Annotated in this window: 19 protein-coding genes and 2 tRNA genes; 5 read left to right on the forward strand and 16 right to left on the reverse strand. The window is 64.7% G+C overall.

All coding sequences use genetic code 11. The annotated features are described in order from the left end of the window. Positions 1-10: 10 nt before the first annotated feature. The 7 genes from OU998_RS10750 to OU998_RS10780 form a co-directional block, all read right to left on the reverse strand. Positions 11-316 carry an ETC complex I subunit gene (locus tag OU998_RS10750; protein WP_267513458.1) on the reverse strand — a complete coding sequence of 102 codons (306 nt, stop codon included), beginning with the start codon at positions 314-316 and terminating at the stop codon, positions 11-13. 78 nt (positions 317-394) lie between these two features. Then, positions 395-471: transfer RNA gene (locus OU998_RS10755), tRNA-Pro, on the reverse strand. A gap of 45 nt (positions 472-516) precedes the next feature. Next, a complete protein-coding gene (locus OU998_RS10760) occupies positions 517-996 on the reverse strand; it encodes a DUF192 domain-containing protein (RefSeq protein WP_267513460.1) in 480 nt (159 codons plus the stop codon). A gap of 23 nt (positions 997-1,019) precedes the next feature. Further along, the gene (locus OU998_RS10765; protein WP_267516774.1) at positions 1,020-1,544 is read right to left on the reverse strand and encodes a cold-shock protein; all 525 of its coding nucleotides are present in this window, start codon (positions 1,542-1,544) and stop codon (positions 1,020-1,022) included. A gap of 257 nt (positions 1,545-1,801) precedes the next feature. Beyond that, positions 1,802-1,876: transfer RNA gene (locus OU998_RS10770), tRNA-Glu, on the reverse strand. Between the two features lie 96 nt (positions 1,877-1,972). After that, positions 1,973-3,784: a single-stranded-DNA-specific exonuclease RecJ gene (recJ, locus tag OU998_RS10775; protein WP_267513462.1), complete on the reverse strand. Its 1,812-nt coding sequence runs from the start codon at positions 3,782-3,784 to the stop codon at positions 1,973-1,975. Between the two features lie 40 nt (positions 3,785-3,824). Beyond that, on the reverse strand, positions 3,825-4,286 hold the full coding sequence (locus OU998_RS10780; protein WP_267513463.1) for a hypothetical protein: 462 nt from the start codon (positions 4,284-4,286) through the stop codon (positions 3,825-3,827). 428 nt (positions 4,287-4,714) lie between these two features. Between OU998_RS10780 and phaC the strand changes: the two genes are divergently transcribed. After that, positions 4,715-6,445, forward strand: a complete 1,731-nt coding sequence (phaC, locus tag OU998_RS10785; RefSeq protein WP_267513465.1) for a class I poly(R)-hydroxyalkanoic acid synthase — start codon at positions 4,715-4,717, stop codon at positions 6,443-6,445. Continuing rightward, complete coding sequence (locus OU998_RS10790) at positions 6,442-6,819, forward strand: hypothetical protein (protein WP_267513466.1); 378 nt, start codon at positions 6,442-6,444, stop codon at positions 6,817-6,819. The genes phaC and OU998_RS10790 overlap by 4 nt, the downstream gene beginning before the upstream one ends. Here OU998_RS10790 and msrB read toward each other — a convergent pair. The 5 genes from msrB to rplM all read right to left on the reverse strand — a co-directional run bounded on the left by msrB (position 6,816) and on the right by rplM (position 9,763). After that, positions 6,816-7,319 carry a peptide-methionine (R)-S-oxide reductase MsrB gene (gene msrB, locus OU998_RS10795; RefSeq protein WP_267513468.1) on the reverse strand — a complete coding sequence of 168 codons (504 nt, stop codon included), beginning with the start codon at positions 7,317-7,319 and terminating at the stop codon, positions 6,816-6,818. The genes OU998_RS10790 and msrB overlap by 4 nt on opposite strands. A gap of 49 nt (positions 7,320-7,368) precedes the next feature. After that, positions 7,369-8,304, reverse strand: coding sequence for an N-acetyl-gamma-glutamyl-phosphate reductase (gene argC, locus OU998_RS10800; protein ID WP_267513470.1), 936 nt, complete (start codon positions 8,302-8,304; stop codon positions 7,369-7,371). 4 nt (positions 8,305-8,308) lie between these two features. Then, a complete protein-coding gene (locus tag OU998_RS10805) occupies positions 8,309-8,512 on the reverse strand; it encodes a hypothetical protein (RefSeq protein ID WP_267513472.1) in 204 nt (67 codons plus the stop codon). 280 nt (positions 8,513-8,792) lie between these two features. Then, positions 8,793-9,287 carry a 30S ribosomal protein S9 gene (rpsI, locus tag OU998_RS10810; protein WP_183195297.1) on the reverse strand — a complete coding sequence of 165 codons (495 nt, stop codon included), beginning with the start codon at positions 9,285-9,287 and terminating at the stop codon, positions 8,793-8,795. Positions 9,288-9,289: 2 nt separating this feature from the next. Beyond that, a complete protein-coding gene (gene rplM, locus OU998_RS10815; RefSeq protein WP_183196355.1) occupies positions 9,290-9,763 on the reverse strand; it encodes a 50S ribosomal protein L13 in 474 nt (157 codons plus the stop codon). Between the two features lie 265 nt (positions 9,764-10,028). On the opposite strand from rplM, the gene OU998_RS10820 reads away from it, so the two are divergent. After that, positions 10,029-11,429: an alkaline phosphatase PhoX gene (locus OU998_RS10820; RefSeq protein ID WP_267513476.1), complete on the forward strand. Its 1,401-nt coding sequence runs from the start codon at positions 10,029-10,031 to the stop codon at positions 11,427-11,429. Here OU998_RS10820 and OU998_RS10825 read toward each other — a convergent pair. Next, positions 11,398-12,498 (reverse strand): COX15/CtaA family protein, encoded by a 1,101-nt coding sequence (locus OU998_RS10825; RefSeq protein WP_267513478.1) that lies wholly within the window; start codon positions 12,496-12,498, stop codon positions 11,398-11,400. The two genes, OU998_RS10820 and OU998_RS10825, sit on opposite strands and share 32 nt — an antisense overlap. 136 nt (positions 12,499-12,634) lie before the next feature. Here OU998_RS10825 and OU998_RS10830 point away from each other — a divergent pair, with 136 nt between their 5' ends. Next, positions 12,635-12,886 (forward strand): transglycosylase, encoded by a 252-nt coding sequence (locus OU998_RS10830; protein ID WP_267513480.1) that lies wholly within the window; start codon positions 12,635-12,637, stop codon positions 12,884-12,886. Beyond that, entirely contained in the window at positions 12,886-13,086 is a 201-nt protein-coding gene (locus OU998_RS10835) for a DUF2842 domain-containing protein (RefSeq protein WP_267513482.1), read from the forward strand. Before OU998_RS10830 ends, OU998_RS10835 begins: the two co-directional genes overlap by 1 nt. Before the next feature lie 12 nt (positions 13,087-13,098). On the opposite strand, the gene OU998_RS10840 is transcribed toward OU998_RS10835, so the two are convergent. Genes OU998_RS10840 through OU998_RS10850 form a run of 3 tightly spaced genes read right to left on the reverse strand, consistent with a single transcriptional unit; the run spans position 13,099 to position 15,633 of the window. Then, positions 13,099-13,635, reverse strand: coding sequence for a response regulator transcription factor (locus OU998_RS10840; protein ID WP_267513483.1), 537 nt, complete (start codon positions 13,633-13,635; stop codon positions 13,099-13,101). Then, on the reverse strand, positions 13,625-14,959 hold the full coding sequence (locus tag OU998_RS10845) for an ATP-binding protein (RefSeq protein ID WP_267513484.1): 1,335 nt from the start codon (positions 14,957-14,959) through the stop codon (positions 13,625-13,627). The genes OU998_RS10840 and OU998_RS10845 overlap by 11 nt, the downstream gene beginning before the upstream one ends. Next, the gene (locus OU998_RS10850) at positions 14,956-15,633 is read right to left on the reverse strand and encodes an SURF1 family protein (protein ID WP_267513485.1); all 678 of its coding nucleotides are present in this window, start codon (positions 15,631-15,633) and stop codon (positions 14,956-14,958) included. Before OU998_RS10850 ends, OU998_RS10845 begins: the two co-directional genes overlap by 4 nt. Between the last annotated feature and the right edge of the window lie 56 nt (positions 15,634-15,689).

Raw genomic sequence — 15,689 nt, forward strand, 5'->3', positions numbered from 1 at the left:
GAGCCGGGCGTCAGTGCGTCCAGGGCTGTTTGCGATTGGTGGCGAAATTGTCGGCATAGGTCTTGATGATCGTCGGGGCCTCGTTCGGCTCGTGCAGGCGGAACGGGATGCCGTGACGCTCGGCATAGGCGACGGCTTCTTCCTTCGAATCAAAGGCCAGACGGACCTGACCCTTCATGTCCGACGAGCTGGTCCAGCCCATCAGCGGGTCGATCGTTCGGGCCGAGGCCGGCTCGAACTCAAGTCGCCAGTCGCGGCTCTTGCCCTTGCCGGACTGCATCGCGGTCTTGGCGGGGCGGTAGATGCGGGCGAGCATGGCGAAATCCCTAGTGATCGGCAGGTCCAGAGGACCTGCCATAACGCGCGCTGGACACGGAATCCAGCGGCCGTCCATTGGTCGGGGCGAGAGGATTCGAACCTCCGACCCTCTGGTCCCAAACCAGATGCGCTACCAGGCTGCGCTACACCCCGGACCGAACGGAGCGCTCTATTGGCACTTCGCGACGCGATCCGCAATCAAGGCTTGAAATAAGCATGCAAAACCTTGTCGCCGGGCCGGGCTCCGATCTCTTCCGCACGGCCGGCGCGCAGTTCCAGCACGCCGTTGGCGGCCCCGTTCGAGGGAATGGGCGATTCGGAAAAGGGCGTGGCGTGCGATGCGATCGAGACGATTCGCCCCTGCGGGTCGATATAGAGGATGTCGAGCGAACTGGGCGTGTTGCGCATCCAGAAGCTCTGCTCACGCGGCGCCTCGCCCGGCCACTGGAACAACATGCCGCGGTCAGCCTCCAGCGGCGGCCGGAACATAAGGCCGCGCTGACGCTCGGGCTCTTCGTCGGCGATCTCGACCCAGAATGTGTGCTCGCCGGAGGTCGTGACCACGGCGAGCTGCTGCAACGCCTCTCCATTCGGACCTTCCGGTGCCTTGGCCGCGCAGCCGCTAAGCGCCAGCACGGCGAAGCCCGCCACAAGGAAACGTTTCGTCACTTTGATCATGCGCCCATCCTTGGGCGGCCTGATCAGCCGCCCGGTCTGATTTCAGCGACCACCAGGCCTTTCGGACCACTGGCGAACCGCACCTGAACAGCATCGCCCGGCACGAGATCGTCAAGACCGCAACGACGCAGGGTTTCGATATGGACGAAGATATCGCCAGGTTCACGGTCGCGCACGACAAATCCGTAGCCCTTGGTCCGGTTGAACCATTTGACGACGGCGGATTCCAGCGTTCCATCCGCGTCAGGATAAGGCGTATCCGGAGCGACGACGGGCGTCGGACGACGGGCGATCACGCTGGCCTCGCCAGCGCCGAGTTCGTGAATCTCGACCGCCTGCCAGCCCTTGGCGCGCTTCACGCAGGCACAGGTTATCGGCGCGCCTTCATCAGCCGTATCACGGCCGGTATCACGCAGACTGCTAATGTGCAGCAGAACGTCACGCAGTTCGGTCAGCGTCGGATCGTCCGGAACGATGAAGCCATAGCCCTTCGCCGGATCAAACCATTTCACGCGACCGACGACACGAACGGTCTCCGCCGTTTCCATCCCATCGAAATCAGACAAGTTTACACCCCCGTCCGCTCCTCTAACGGACAACAGGTTACGTTTAACACTGTTCCGTGAATCTTTGGAAAGGCCAAAATCCGCAAAGGGGTGTAGAAAGTTGCACCTCTCAGCAGAAACGTTGCAGTTGTGTCGCGCGAACGCCACCACCATCGCCTAGCGGGGCCCTGCAACATAAGAAGAAGAGAGGTATTTGGCGATACAGGCGGCCTTTCGGCTCGGCCTGTCATCATCCCGCGTGGCAGTCCCTAGGGGAGTCGAACCCCTCTTTTCAGGTTGAAAACCTGACGTCCTAACCGATAGACGAAGGGACCGCTGCGCGGGAGAGCCGGCGATATAGCCGCGCCCTTGGACGGGTGCAAGCGCGGATTTCGAGTTTTTTGCGACGCCTCCATTGGTCGCAACGCCGTTCAAACCCGGCGGGGATCGGCGACGTCTTCGATCTCGAACTGCACGCCCCGTCGGCCATTCCAGTCATCCGCCTTCAGACGACCCACGACATTCAAGCCCCCCTGCCCGCTCAACAGGGCTTGTCCGGTCGATAGATCCGCACAGCGCCAGGCGATGGCCCGCACAGATGCGCCGTCTGGTCCGACCAGACGACAGCGGACATGGCCGCCGTTCATCTGCACCGGCTCTCGCGCCTGCACGCCGTTCAGGGCGAACACCGGCTCCGGATTGGCCGGACCAAAGGGCGCCAGTTGCTCGAACGACTCGAACAAGGCGCGGGTCGCTGCGCCCGGGTCGATCAGGGCATCGACGTCCAGGGCGTCCATCGCCACCGCCTCGACCCTTTCGTCGGCCAAGCTCGTGTTCAGGAATTCGGTCAGCTCAGCCAGTCGCGCGCCGTCCATCGTCAGGCCAGCCGCCATGGCGTGGCCTCCGCCGGCCAGCAGAATTCCCGCCTCCCACGCCGCCTGAATGGCGCGCCCCAGGTTCATGCCCGGCTGCGACCGGCCGGAGCCCTTGCCCAGCCCGGTCACCGGGTCGATCCCGACAACGATCACCGGCTTGCGCCAACGTTCGCGCAAACGGCCGGCCACGATGCCGACCACGCCTGGGTGCCAATCCTCGCCCGCCACCACGACCAAGGCCGAATCGTCAGCGTGGGCGCCGGTCGCCTCGACCCGACGGACAGCCGCCTCTGTCACAGCGCGCTCGACCTCGCGACGCGACAGATTCAGAGCGTCCAGTTCGAGGGCCAAGGCCTGAGCCTCGACCGGGTCGTCGGTCGACAGCAGGCGCGCGCCAAGATCGGAACGACCGATCCGTCCGCCGGCGTTGATGCGCGGGCCCAGGATGAAGCCAGCGTGATTGCTCTTGGCCGGCCCCTCCTCGGCGCCGGCTGCGGCTAGAAGGGCGCGCAGGCCGGGGTTCTTCCAGTCGCTCATGACTTTCAACCCTAACCCCGTCAGGGCGCGGTTGAACCCGGTTAGAGCCGTCACGTCACAGATGGCCCCTAGCGCCGCCAGATCCAGCCATTGACGAATGTCGGGTTCGGGTCGCTCGGCGAACAGGTTGCGACGCCGCGCCTCACGGTTCAGCGCCGCGAGCAGTACGAAAACCACGCCCGCAGCCGCCAGATTTCCCTGCCCCGAGTTGCAGCCGGGTCGGTTCGGATTGACGACCGCCAATGCCTTGGGCGGTTCGCTGCGCATCAGATGGTGATCGATCACAACGACCTTCAGATCGATGGCCGCCGCATGGGCCAAGGCCTCATTGGCGGCCGCGCCGCAATCGACCGTGACCACCAGATCGGCGCCGGCCGCCTTCAGACTGTCGAAGGCTCTGGCGCTGGGGCCATAGCCCTCGGTCAATCGGTCGGGGACATAGATGGGCAGATCCGCACCCATGGTTCGGAACCAACGCACCAGCAGGGCGGCGCTGGCGGCGCCGTCCACATCATAGTCCGCGAAGACATGGACCCTGGCGCTGGCCTGGAAGGCGTCGAGGATTGCGCCCGCCGCCGCGTCCATGTCCATGAAGCTGGACGGATCGGGGAACAGAGCGCGCAGGGTCGGCGTCAGAAAATCGGCGCCCTGGTCGGCGCGCACCCCGCGCGACGCCAAGGCGCGCGCCAACGGCTCTTCCAGTCCCAGACCCTGCATATGGGCCCGTATGGTCGCCGGCTCGGCCGGTCGCTGACGCCAGGCGCGGCCAGACAGGGACTGGGTCACCCCCAGGAATGCGCTGTCGATCTTGAAACCGCCGTCGTCCGCCATCGGCGCATCATCCGGGGATTCTCGATCCCCGGCGACCGACTCATTCAACCGGACGCCGATCAACGGGTGGCGGCGCCTTGGCGCGGTCGCGCAGGCCTTGGGCGAAGGCGTCAATCTCGGCCTGGGTCCGGGCGGAATCGGGCGACACCGGAACGGCTTCGACCTGGGCGCGGGTCTCGGCCGCCAGGACTTCCGCGTCCCCCAGCGTCCAGTCGATCCGTGAAACTTCGCCTCCCAGGGCTCCGCCCTGGCTCTCCAGCGCCCCCACCTGGGCGGCGACCTGGGTCGCTTCAGGCAGGTCCGCTGGAGCGGCGGGGAAGTTCTCCCAGCTGGGATAATGGCGATTGGCGTCTACCAGCGCCTGGACACGCGGCGCGATGGGCGACGTCGGATCGGTTCTGGGCGCGAACGAAGGCGCGCAAGCCCCCAGCGACGCCGACAGCGTCGCCAGACCGAGCCACGAAGCCTTCAGCCTCGTTCTTTTTCGAAAGTGCGCGTTCATGTCGGGGTCGGTCTTATGCCATCATCGCTCCGTGCGGAAGGGCGAGGCGTCGAACCGGTCCTCCGCATTTAGGAAGGCGAAGGAAATCCATGGCCCAAGCTCCGAAGAAAAAAGCTCCCAAGACGGAAGCCGGTGGAGAGTCTTCCCCCAAAGGCAAGCCCAAGAAGGCCACGCCTGTCGTCTCAGCCAACCGGCCTGAGCCAACGGCGCCGCTAGATCCTGTTGTGGTCAAAACCCCGCGCAGGCCCGGCCGTCCCACTTCCGCAAAGCCGCGACCGCCGCGTCCAAAGACTCCGCCCCACACGCAGGCGCCCGCAACCGAATCGACCACTGCGCGCACCGAGGATCCGGCTGTGGAGAGAGCCGCAGAACCTGCGGGCGCTCCCCTTCCCGGAGCCGAGCAAGCCCAACTGCTCGAAACCCTGTCCATGAACCTGGCCAAGGCCGCCATGATGGCCCAGGGCGCCCTCGCCGAAGCCGCTCTGGCTCAGGCGGACAGCCCCGCGGCCTTATCGCCAGATCCATTTAACGTCGCCCCCGCCATGACTTCGGTCATGAGCAGTTTGGCCTCCCGCCCGGAGAAACTGTTTAAGGCCCAGGCGGACCTGTTCAGCCGATACATGGACCTTTGGACCGGCACAGTCCGTCAGGCGGCCGGCGAACCCCTGCCTGATGCTCCCGCCGATAAGCGGTTCAAGGACCCGGCATGGTCGGACAATCCGATGTTCGACATGATGCGCCGGTCCTATCTGCTGACCTCGGACTGGATGAACGGTCTGATCGCAGGCGTCGAGGACGTCGATCCGGCGGTCAAGCGCAGGGCCCAATTCTTCACCCGTCTGCTGACCGACGCCTTCTCGCCCTCGAATTTTTTGGCCTCCAACCCCGTGGCGCTGAAGGCTCTGGCGGAGACCAGCGGCGAATCATTGGTGAAGGGAATGCAAAACTTCGCCGCCGATCTGGAGCGCGGCCATGGGTCGCTGCGCATCAGTCAGGCCGACTATGGCAAGTTCGTTGTCGGCGAGAACATCGCCACCGCCCCGGGTCAGGTCGTTTGGCGCGACGAACTGTTCGAACTGATCCAGTACGCGCCGACGACCGAGACCCAGCATGAGATCCCGCTGCTGATCTTCCCGCCCTGGATCAACAAGTTTTACATCCTGGACCTTCAGCCGACCAACTCGCTGATCCGCTGGCTGTCGGCTCAGGGCTTCACGGTCTTCGTCTGCTCATGGGTCAATCCGGACCTGGACAAGGCCGGTTTCGGCTTCGACGATTACTTGGAAAAGGGCGTCTATCGCGCCGTTGAAAAGACCCTGGAACAGTCGGGCACGGCTCAGTTGAACGCCGTCGGCTATTGTATCGGCGGCACCCTGCTCGGCGCCGGCCTGGCTCACATGGCGGCCAAAGGCGATCCTCGCGTCGCCGCCGCCACCTTCTTCGCCGCTCAGCACGACTTCGCCGAGGCGGGCGACCTGCTGCTCTTCACCGACGAGCACTGGATCGCCGAGATCGAACGCCAGATGGACGCGGCCGGCGGGGTCCTTCCCGGCGCCGCCATGGCCGAAACCTTCAACGCCCTGCGCTCCAATGACCTGATCTGGTCGTTTTTCATCAGCAACTATCTGCTGGGCAAGGATCCCCCCGCCTTCGACCTGCTGTTCTGGAACGCTGACCAGACCCGCATGCCCAAGACCCTGCACCTGGCCTATCTGCGCCAGATGTACGGCGCCAACGCCCTGGCGCGCGGCGTCTTCGAGATTGGCGGTCTGACGGCGGATCTGTCGAAGGTGAAAATCCCGCTTTATTTCCAGGCCAGCCGCGAAGATCACATCGCGCCGATGAATTCGGTCTATCGCTCGGCAAAGCTGTTCGGCAGCCAGGACGTGACCTTCACCCTGGCGGGATCCGGTCATATCGCCGGGGTCATCAACGCCCCTGCGGCCCAGAAGTACCAGCACTGGACCAACCCGACCTTGCCAGCCAGCTTGGCCGAATGGCAGGCCGGCGCGGCCGAGCATCGGGGCAGTTGGTGGGAACATTGGGCGGACTGGCTGCACACCCGATCCGGCGACAGGATTCCGGCGCGGGACCCTGCTAAGGGTCCGCTCGCTCCCCTGGCGCCGGCGCCGGGTCTCTATGTGAAAGTGAAGTCTTGAACCGTATCGAACCCAATATTCTGCTGGCCGCCAGCACAGGCGTCGCCCTGGTGCTTTTGGTCATGACGGCGGCCATGTTCGGCGAGCCAGGCAATACGGCCAAATACGTGATCAGCGCCGTGGTCTGTACGGTCCTGTTCGTCGCCCTGAACGGCTGGATGGCGCGGGTGATGAACCGGCCGGAGCCGCGGGCGATGATCAGCGCGGCCACGCCATCGACCGCTGTCTGGGCCGGTCTGTTTCCCCTGCTGGTCATCGCCGCAGCGGTCGCTCCGGTCTTCCTGCCCGGCCACGACTACGGCCTGCTGATTATCATCGCGGCGGTCTGGTTCGGCGTCACGTTAGATTCTGCTCTTCGCGCCAACCGGCGCTAGGCGGGCACGAACTTCAAGGCGACGCCATTGTTGCAATAGCGCAGCCCCGTCGGCCTCGGCCCATCATTGAACACATGCCCCTGGTGCCCCAGGCAGCGGGCGCAGTGGTATTCGGTGCGGGGAATGCCGATGGCGAAGTCGCGCTTGCGGCCGATGTTGTCGGCCATGATTTGATAGAAGCTGGGCCAACCGGTGTGGGAATCGAACTTCCAGCTCGAACGGAACAGCGGCAGGTCGCATCCCTTGCAGACGAAGGCGCCGCGTCGGTGTTCGTCGTTCAGCGGGCTGGTGTACGGACGCTCCGTCCCCTCGCGCCGCATGACGCTCCAGGCGGCGTCGCCCAACCTGCGTCGCCACTCCGCCTCTGACATCCGGCGGTAGGGAGACGCGGCGTACTGGCCCTCCCCTGCCTCGACAGGTTCGGGAGAACAGGCGGACAGTGCGAACACGCCGGCACCCGTCAAAAGGCCCCGGCGGTTCAGGATCAGGGACTGGGTCATGACATCCAGTACGACGGCGGGCGCGAAAAGGTTTCTCGCCCGCCCGACATCAGATCAGACCGGCGGCCTCGTCCAGTCCCAGCATGATGTTCAGGTTCTGCACAGCCGCCCCGGACGCGCCCTTGCCCAGATTGTCCAGCAGCGCGACCAGCCGCACCTGCTCGCCGGATCGGTCGCCGAAGACGTGCAGACGCAGGCGGTTGGTGCCGTTCAGCCCCTCGGGCTCCAGACCGGCCATCGCCTCGGTCTCGTCCAGATCGACCACCTCGACGAATCTCTGGCCGTCATAGGCCTCGACCAGGGCGCCGTGGATACGCTCGACCGAAGGCGTCTCCGGCAGAGCGGCGAGGTGCAGCGGAATCTCGACCAGCATGCCTTGGCGGTAATTCCCCACCGCGGGGGCGAACAGCACCTCGCGGCTCAGCCCCGTGTGTTTCGTCATTTCCGGCACGTGCTTGTGCTTCAGCGACAGGCCATAGGCGCGATAGGCGGTCGCAGCGCCTTCTGCCTCGAACTCAGCGATCATGGCCTTGCCGCCGCCGGAATAGCCCGAGACCGCATTGACCGTGACCGGATGGCTGGCCGGGACCAGGCCCGCCTTCACCAGAGGCCGCATCAGGCCGATGAAGCCCGTCGGATAGCAGCCGGGATTGGACACGAACTGCGACCGGGCGATCAGATCGCGCTGGCCTGCGTCCATCTCGGGAAACCCATAGGCCCAGCCGGGTGCGACCCGATAGGCGGTCGAGGCGTCGATCACCTTGACCGACGGATTCTCGACCATGGCCACCGCCTCGCGCGCCGCGTCGTCCGGCAGGCACAGGATCACTGCGTCGGCGCTGTTCAAGGCCTCGCGTCGCGCCTCAACGTCGCGCCGACGGTCGCCCAGCAGGATCAGTTCCAGATCCGAGCGCGCCTCCAGCCGCTCGCGGATCTCAAGCCCCGTGGTGCCGGCTTCGCCGTCGATGAAGATGGTGTGGGTCAACTACTCAATCCTTCACTCCGGTCGCTGCCGGGGCGTTTTCAGTAATGGCGTTGGACTGTGTGGACAATCGGGCAAGCCATGCTGCACCGTTTCCTAAGGTCACGCCTGCCAAGCATATGATCAGAAGGACGACGGGTACGGCCATCACCCCTGCCCAGCCTTCGCCGTCGATGCTCAGGCCAAGCACTTTGATGGAAACCGAATGCAACGGTCTCTCAGACGGTTTGCGACTTTTGGACACCGGGCACATCTCCGCATTAGCGAACTGATGTAATCCCTAAGGGGTATGGGGCCTTCGCAACGCGCTCCTGTCAACCGACGAGACTCATGGAAAAAGCTGACGTTCTTCCCGCAGAGTCAGACGGTTCACTGAAAAAACAACGCGCCCGAACCGCTTTCCAACTTCACCTTTTCGTGTGCGCAGCCACAAGAAAAAGGGCGCTCCGGGTCTCCCCGAAGCGCCCCAAATCCAAACCGCGTGAACGCGATTAGCGCTTCGAGAACTGGAAGGAACGGCGAGCCTTGGCCCGGCCGTACTTCTTGCGCTCAACGACGCGGCTGTCGCGGGTCAGGAAGCCGTGGGGCTTCAGGACCTTGCGCAGTTCCGGTTCGAAATGCGTCAGGGCGTGCGACAGGCCGTGGCGGATGGCGCCGGCCTGGCCGGACAGACCCGAACCTTCGACGGTGCAGATCACGTCATACTGGGTGGCGCGGTCCGAAACGGTCAGGGGCTGGGCGATCATCATGCGCAGCACGGGGCGAGCGAAATATTGCTCCTGGTCCTTGCCGTTGACGGTGATCTTGCCGGTGCCGGGTTTAACCCAAACGCGAGCGATGGCGTTCTTGCGCTTGCCGGTCGAATAGGCGCGGCCCTGGGCGTCCAGCTTCTGGACATAGACGGGGGCGTCGTTCTCGACCGAAGAGCTCAGGCCCTTCAGGGCGTCGAAACCGGTGGCGGCTTCGGTATTGGTCACGTCGGTCATGCTCAGACGCTCCGGGTGTTCTTGGGCGACGCCGACTTGAAGTCGATCGTTTCCGGTTGCTGGGCTTCATGTTCGTGCGCGCCGCCGGCGAACAGGCGCAGGTGCGTCATCTGCTTGCGGGCCAGAGGGCTTTCCTTCGGCAGCATGCGCTCGACGGCCTTCTCGAGCACGCGCTCGGGGAAGCGACCGCCCAGAACCTTCTCCGGGGTCGTCGACTTGACGCCGCCCGGGTGGCCGGTGTGGCGATAGTAGACCTTGTCGGTCGACTTCTTGCCGGTGAACACCACCTTGTCGACGTTGGTGACGACGACATAGTCGCCGCAATCAACGTGCGGGGTGTAGTCGCCGCGGTGCTTGCCGCGCAGACGGTTGGCGATGAAGGTCGCGAGACGGCCCACCACGACGCCTTCGGCGTCGATGTGGATCCATTTCTTCTCGACCTCGGCCGGCTTCAACGAAGCCGTGGTGCTCTTCAGCATTGAGGGGGTTCCTGGAGACGAAAATCGGGTCCGGCCCCCGAAGGAACCGAATGAAGGCGCGCTGATACAGGAGACCAAAGGTCGCGTCAACGCACTCAAATTGGCCGATTTCGACATAACATGCTGTTAATAGATGATATTTTTTATGCGGTATTAAAATACCCGTCACGAATGACCGATTGGACGTTATGAAATAACAGCATTTGTCATCAAACCATGATCTTACCGGGCCATCCGATAGAAAAATCCTCCGGAGCCTCCCATGATCCTTCACCGTCGCGGCCTGATCGCCTCCAGCGCCGCCCTCGCCTTCTCCGGCCTCGCCCAAAGCGTGCGGGCCGCCGAGGAGGAGACCTATCTCAACGACGTCGCAGGATATGGGCCGCTGAAGCGTGATCCGAACGGCGTGCTGGATCTGCCGGAAGGCTTCTCCTACCGCATCGTGTCCCAGGGCGGCGAGACCATGGCGGACGGCCTGCTGGTGCCTGGACAGTTCGACGGCATGGGCTGTTTCGCCCTGGACCAGAACCGGGTCGCTCTGGTCCGCAACCACGAACTCAAGGGCTCATCCGCCGGCCACCGCAACTGGGGCCCCGGCGGCTATAACCAGGAGCGGATAGGCCGGTTGGATGCGGGACGCGCCTATGACACCTACAAGGACGGGCGCCCACTGCCCGGCGGCACGACCACAGTCGTGTACGACCTCTCGACCGGACGGACCGAACGCCAGCACCTCAGCCTGGCCGGCACCAGCACCAACTGCTGCGGCGGCCAGACGCCCTGGGGCTCGTGGCTGACCTGCGAGGAGACCGAAGAGACCCCGGCCGACGCGGATGTGACCAAGGATCACGGCTATGTCTTCGAGGTGCCGGCCCGCGCCGAAGGCCTGGTCGACCCGGTTCCGTTGAAGGCCATGGGGCGGTTCGATCACGAAGCCGTCTGCGTCGATCCTCGCACAGGCATCCTCTATCTGACCGAGGACCAGGGCGACGGCCTGTTCTATCGCTTCATCCCCCACACTCGCGGCGAGCTGATCAAGGGCGGCCGGCTACAGGCCATGGTCCTGCGCGGGCAAAAGGGGGCCGACACCTCGAACCATGACGACCGGATCTGGTCCGTCGGCGATTGGCGCGAGGTGGACTGGATCGACATGGAGGAGGTCGAAAGCCCGAACGGCGACCTTCGCCGTCGAGGCCATGCCCAGGGCGCGGCCCTGGTCGCGCGCGCCGAGGGCATCTGGTGGGGCGACGGCGAACTGTATCTGACCGCCACCTCGGGCGGACCGATCCAGCGCGGCCAGATCCTGCGCTACGTGCCCTCGCCCGACGAAGGTCGCGCGAGCGAGACGCGCCGTCCCGGCCGGGTCCAGCTGTTCGTCGAGAGCACGAACGAAAAGACGCTGAACATGGGCGACAACATCACCATCGCACCTTGGGGCCATCTGATCGTCTGCGAAGACAACTATTCGACGACGGTCCGCAATCACCTGAAGGGCGTCACACCGGAGGGCAAGCTCTACACCCTGGGTCGCAACGTGTTTCAGGGCAACTCGGAGTTCGCCGGCGCTGTCTTCGCGCCGGACGGCCGCACCCTGTTCGTCAACATCCAGTACCCCGGCCTGACCGTGGCGATCACCGGCCCATGGTCCTCGGTCCGGACATGAATATTCGGGGCTGAGCCCGGAACACCAGCCACAGGTTCGCAGTCGCCACAGCCAGGACGACGGCGGCACCGCCCTGGTGCAGCACGCCCAGCCATACCGGCACGGCGTGAACAAGGGTGACGATCCCCAACGCGGCCTGAATCCAGATGACGGCCGCCAGGACGAAAGCCCCCAGCCCCATCCCCTCGGCCACGCGCCAGCGCCAAGCCTGGAAGGCGTAGATGCTGACTGCGATCAGCAATCCATATGCCATAAGCCGGTGATTGAACTGGGTCAGGGCCTGATCGTGCAGGAAGGCCGATGCGCCCAGGCTCCAGTCCGCCGGAGGCAGAACGGCGCCGTTCATCAGCGGCCAGTCGGTATAGACCAGTCCCGCATGCCCGCCTGCGACCAGAGCGCCGAGCAGGCTTTGGAGGAACACCAGCCCCAGCAGGAAACCTGCCCCGCGCGCCCAGCCGGCCGGCGGGCGTCCGCGGTCTTCTCCGTTCCAGGCCTCAAGGCCGGTCCAGATCAGGGCGGCGAAAATTACGAAGGCCAAGCCTAGATGGGTGGCCAAACGTTCCGGCGCGACACTGACCCGCTCCGACAGGCCGCTGGAGACCATCCACCAGCCGATCAGCCCCTGCAGACCGCCCAAAGCAAGCAGCACGAGGCATCGCCAGATCAGTCGGTCCGGCATGGCGAGCTGGGGAAAGACAGACCGCAGGGGCGCGATCCGACAGAGCAGGAAGAAGGCCAGCGGCAGGGCGAACACCATGCCGACCCCACGCCCGATCAGCCGGTGCAGCCATTCCCACCAGAAAATGCCCTGAAACTCACCCAGGCTCATGCCGGCGTTGACCTGGGCGTACTGCGGGATCTGCTTGTACTTGTCGAAGGCCTCGGCCCATTGGGCGTCGTTCAGCGGCGGAATCGCCCCCATGATCGGCTGCCACTCGGTGATGGACAGGCCCGATCCGGTCAGTCTGGTGATGCCGCCGACCACCACCATCAGGAAGACGACAGCGGCGGTGGCGAACAGCCACACGGCGACGGCGCGATTGCGATCTGGATTTCCGAAACGGTTCATTCGACGCCCGACACTGACCCGGATATGGTGTCGCCTTCGACCGTGACCAAAACGCGACCGAGGCGGTATGCCTCGCTACGCTCACAAGATCGAGTCGGATTGAGAGACGGCGTAAGAGCCGACAAGGAGATCAAGGTTGCAATACGCCGATATCGTCGCCGCCGTTCTAGGCGGTCTCCTGCTGGCCTGGATCGCCGACCTGCTGACCGGGCGGCGCGGCCTGGGCGGGACCATTTTGGTGTCCGGCGTCGGCCTGGCCTGCGGCTGGTTCCTGGCGGTGCGGGTCTTCGCCGTCAGCACCATGGACAGTTGGCTGTGGATGCCGTGGGCGCTTGTCGGCTCAGGCGTGTGCCTCGGCGCCTTCTTCCTGTTCCGGAACAAGCGCTGATGCCGCCCCGGGCGCGTCGATTCGTCGCCGCGATCGGCGTCTTGGCCTTTTTGATCTTTTGGATCTGGGGACTGATCGCCCTGCGCGGGCTGCTGCCGGCTTCGCCGTGGATCGACTTTCTCTTCTTCGGCATCGGCGGCACGGCCTGGGGTCTGCCGCTTATCCCCCTGCTGAAATGGGCCGAACGCCCACCGCGCTAAAGCGCATCGCCATCAGGTGACGCGACGCTTCTCCAGCTTTCGCGCCAGAGTGCGGCGATGCATGCCCAGCCGACGCGCCGCTTCCGAAATATTGAAATCGGTCTCCACCAGGGTCTCGTGGATCCGTTCCCACTCCAGGGTCTTAATCGAGGTCGGACGTGTGGTCAGAGGCGTCGCCGCGTCGCCCGAGGCCTTGCCGAAGGCGGCTTCGATGTCGTCGGTGCTTGAGGGTTTAGCCAGGTAGTGGCGGGCGCCCAGCTTGATCGCCTCGACCGCCGTGGCGATGCTGGCGAAACCGGTCAGGACGACGATGTTCATGTCAGGATCAAAGGCGTGCAAGGTCGAGACGCACCCCAGGCCCGACGCCCCGCCCAGTTTGAGGTCAACAACCGCAAACCCTGGCCGATGGATTTTGAGAACCTCGGCCATCTGTTCGGGACCATCGGCGCTGACGACCACATAGCCCCGACGCTCGAACGATTTTCGCAGGGTGCGGGAGAAGGAGTCGTCATCCTCTACGATCAACAGAACGGGGGCTTCATCGGTCATCCGTGGTCTCCTCGGGCGCCAGCACGTCTATCGGCAACGTCAGAGTGACTTCGCCGCCTCCGCCGGCAGGATTGCAAGCCTCGACCGACCCGCCCAGGGACCGCATCACATTGGCCAGCAGAAACAGGCCCAAGCCGGCGCCGGGGCGGTCCTTGGTCGAATTATAGGGCTTGCCCAGCCGGTTCAGGACGCTGGCGGGAAACCCCGGGCCATTGTCCCGCACCGCCACCTGCAGCCTTCCCTCGCTCACGGTGGGCGCGACGACGATCCGCCGCGCGCCGGCTTCAACCGCATTGTCGAACAGAACGCCGAAGACCTGGCGCAACGCTGGATCTGCAATGATTTCGGGATCGGGTCCGGTCCAGGGCGTAACATCCACCCGGACTCGGATGTCTCGCGTGGTCCATCCTTCGACCACTTCGTCGAGGAAGCGCACCAGGGTGGTATGAGACGGCGCCTGCCCCCTCGCCTCGCCGGCCGACATCAGAATGCCGGTGACGATCGCCTTGCAGCGCTCGACCTCGGCCTGCATCACGTCCATGTCCTGACTCAGATCGGCGTCGGCCTTGAGAACCGGCATCCGTCGCCAGTCGCTCAGAATCACCGACAGCGAGGCCAGCGGCGTGCCCAGTTCATGGGCGGCGCCCGACGCCAGCAAGCCCATGCGGACAATATGGTCCTGTTCGGTCGCCTGTTGACGGACGTCCGCCACATAGGCGTCGCGCGCGCGCAGGTTCTCGTTGATCCGGGTCATGAACAGCACGAGCAGCACGGCCATCAGCAGGAAGCAGATCAGCCCGCCCATCATATAAAGACTCAGCAATCCGCCTTCCTGGTACGGCGGCAGGTCAAGCGGCAGGTGAAACACGCCCAGGCAGACGAAACAGACGCTGGTGATGCCAATCAGGGACCAGGCGTAAGAAGGCCGAAGCAGCACCGCCCCCAGAACGACCTGGAGCAGATACAGACCGACAAACGGATTGGTCGCGCCTCCCGTGAGGAACAACTGCGTGGTCAAGGCCCCCACGTCGGCAAGCAGGGCCAGCATCAGCTCATGGTCCGAAATGGAATCGCGACGCTGGGTCAGCGGCAGGCTGACCAGATTGACCAGGGCCAGGCTAACGGGCGCGATCAACAGCCACAGCACCGGCAGCCGAATGCCCAGGGCGAAGTGAACGATCAGGATCGTGGCGACTTGGCCGAAGACCGCCAGCCATCGCAACTGAACCAGCAGTCGAAGATTGCGACGGTTCGCGGCCTCCTGAGACACTTCCGTCTCGCGCCAGGCCCCGAAACCCAGCAGGCGTTGAAGCGCGGAGGTCATAAGGACCGGCGCCGGCGCCGGACCTCGCGCACGACGATCCCGTATCCGAGCAGGGTCAGAAGCGCCATGCCGAACCACGTAAGGGCATAGACCAGATGACTGTTCGGGAAGCTTACGACCGTCAGCCCCCCTTTGGGCCAACCGTCGGGATTGGGCTTGGCGTCGGCGTCGATGAAATAGGGCGCGACGTTCGGCAGATTTTGCGCCGCCGCGATCGCCGGAACGTCACGGGAGTACCAGCGACCATTCTGCGCGTCATTGGCGCGCAAGAACCCGCCCCCCGGTTCCGTCATTCGCATCAGACCGGTGACGGTTTGCGGACCCGTCAACTGCCCAGCAGACCGCGCGGCCGGCGAACGGCGTTGGGAGGTGACAAATCCCCGATTGATCAGCACCGTGAAGCCCTGGTCCGCGATCAACGGCGTCATGACCCAGAAGCCCGATCCGTAATCCGTGACCGCTTGGACCAGGCTTTCGCGGTCATTCTGGAAAACGCCGTGCACCGTCACCCGACGGTACTGATCTCGCTCGCGCGAGACCTCCGTCCATGACGCCGGTCCGGCCGCCTGAACCGGCAGGGCGTGAACGCGGGCCTCGACCTGAGCGATCAGTTCGGTTTTCCAGGCCAACCTCTGCACCTGCCACACGCCCAGGGCGACGAAGCCGGCGAACAAAAACGCCGCGCCGACCCCAGCCCAGAACAGGACCGAAGACGGACGCGGCGCATTAT

The sequence above is a fragment of the Brevundimonas sp. SL130 genome, assembly GCF_026625805.1.
Classification (GTDB): Bacteria; Pseudomonadota; Alphaproteobacteria; order Caulobacterales; family Caulobacteraceae; genus Brevundimonas.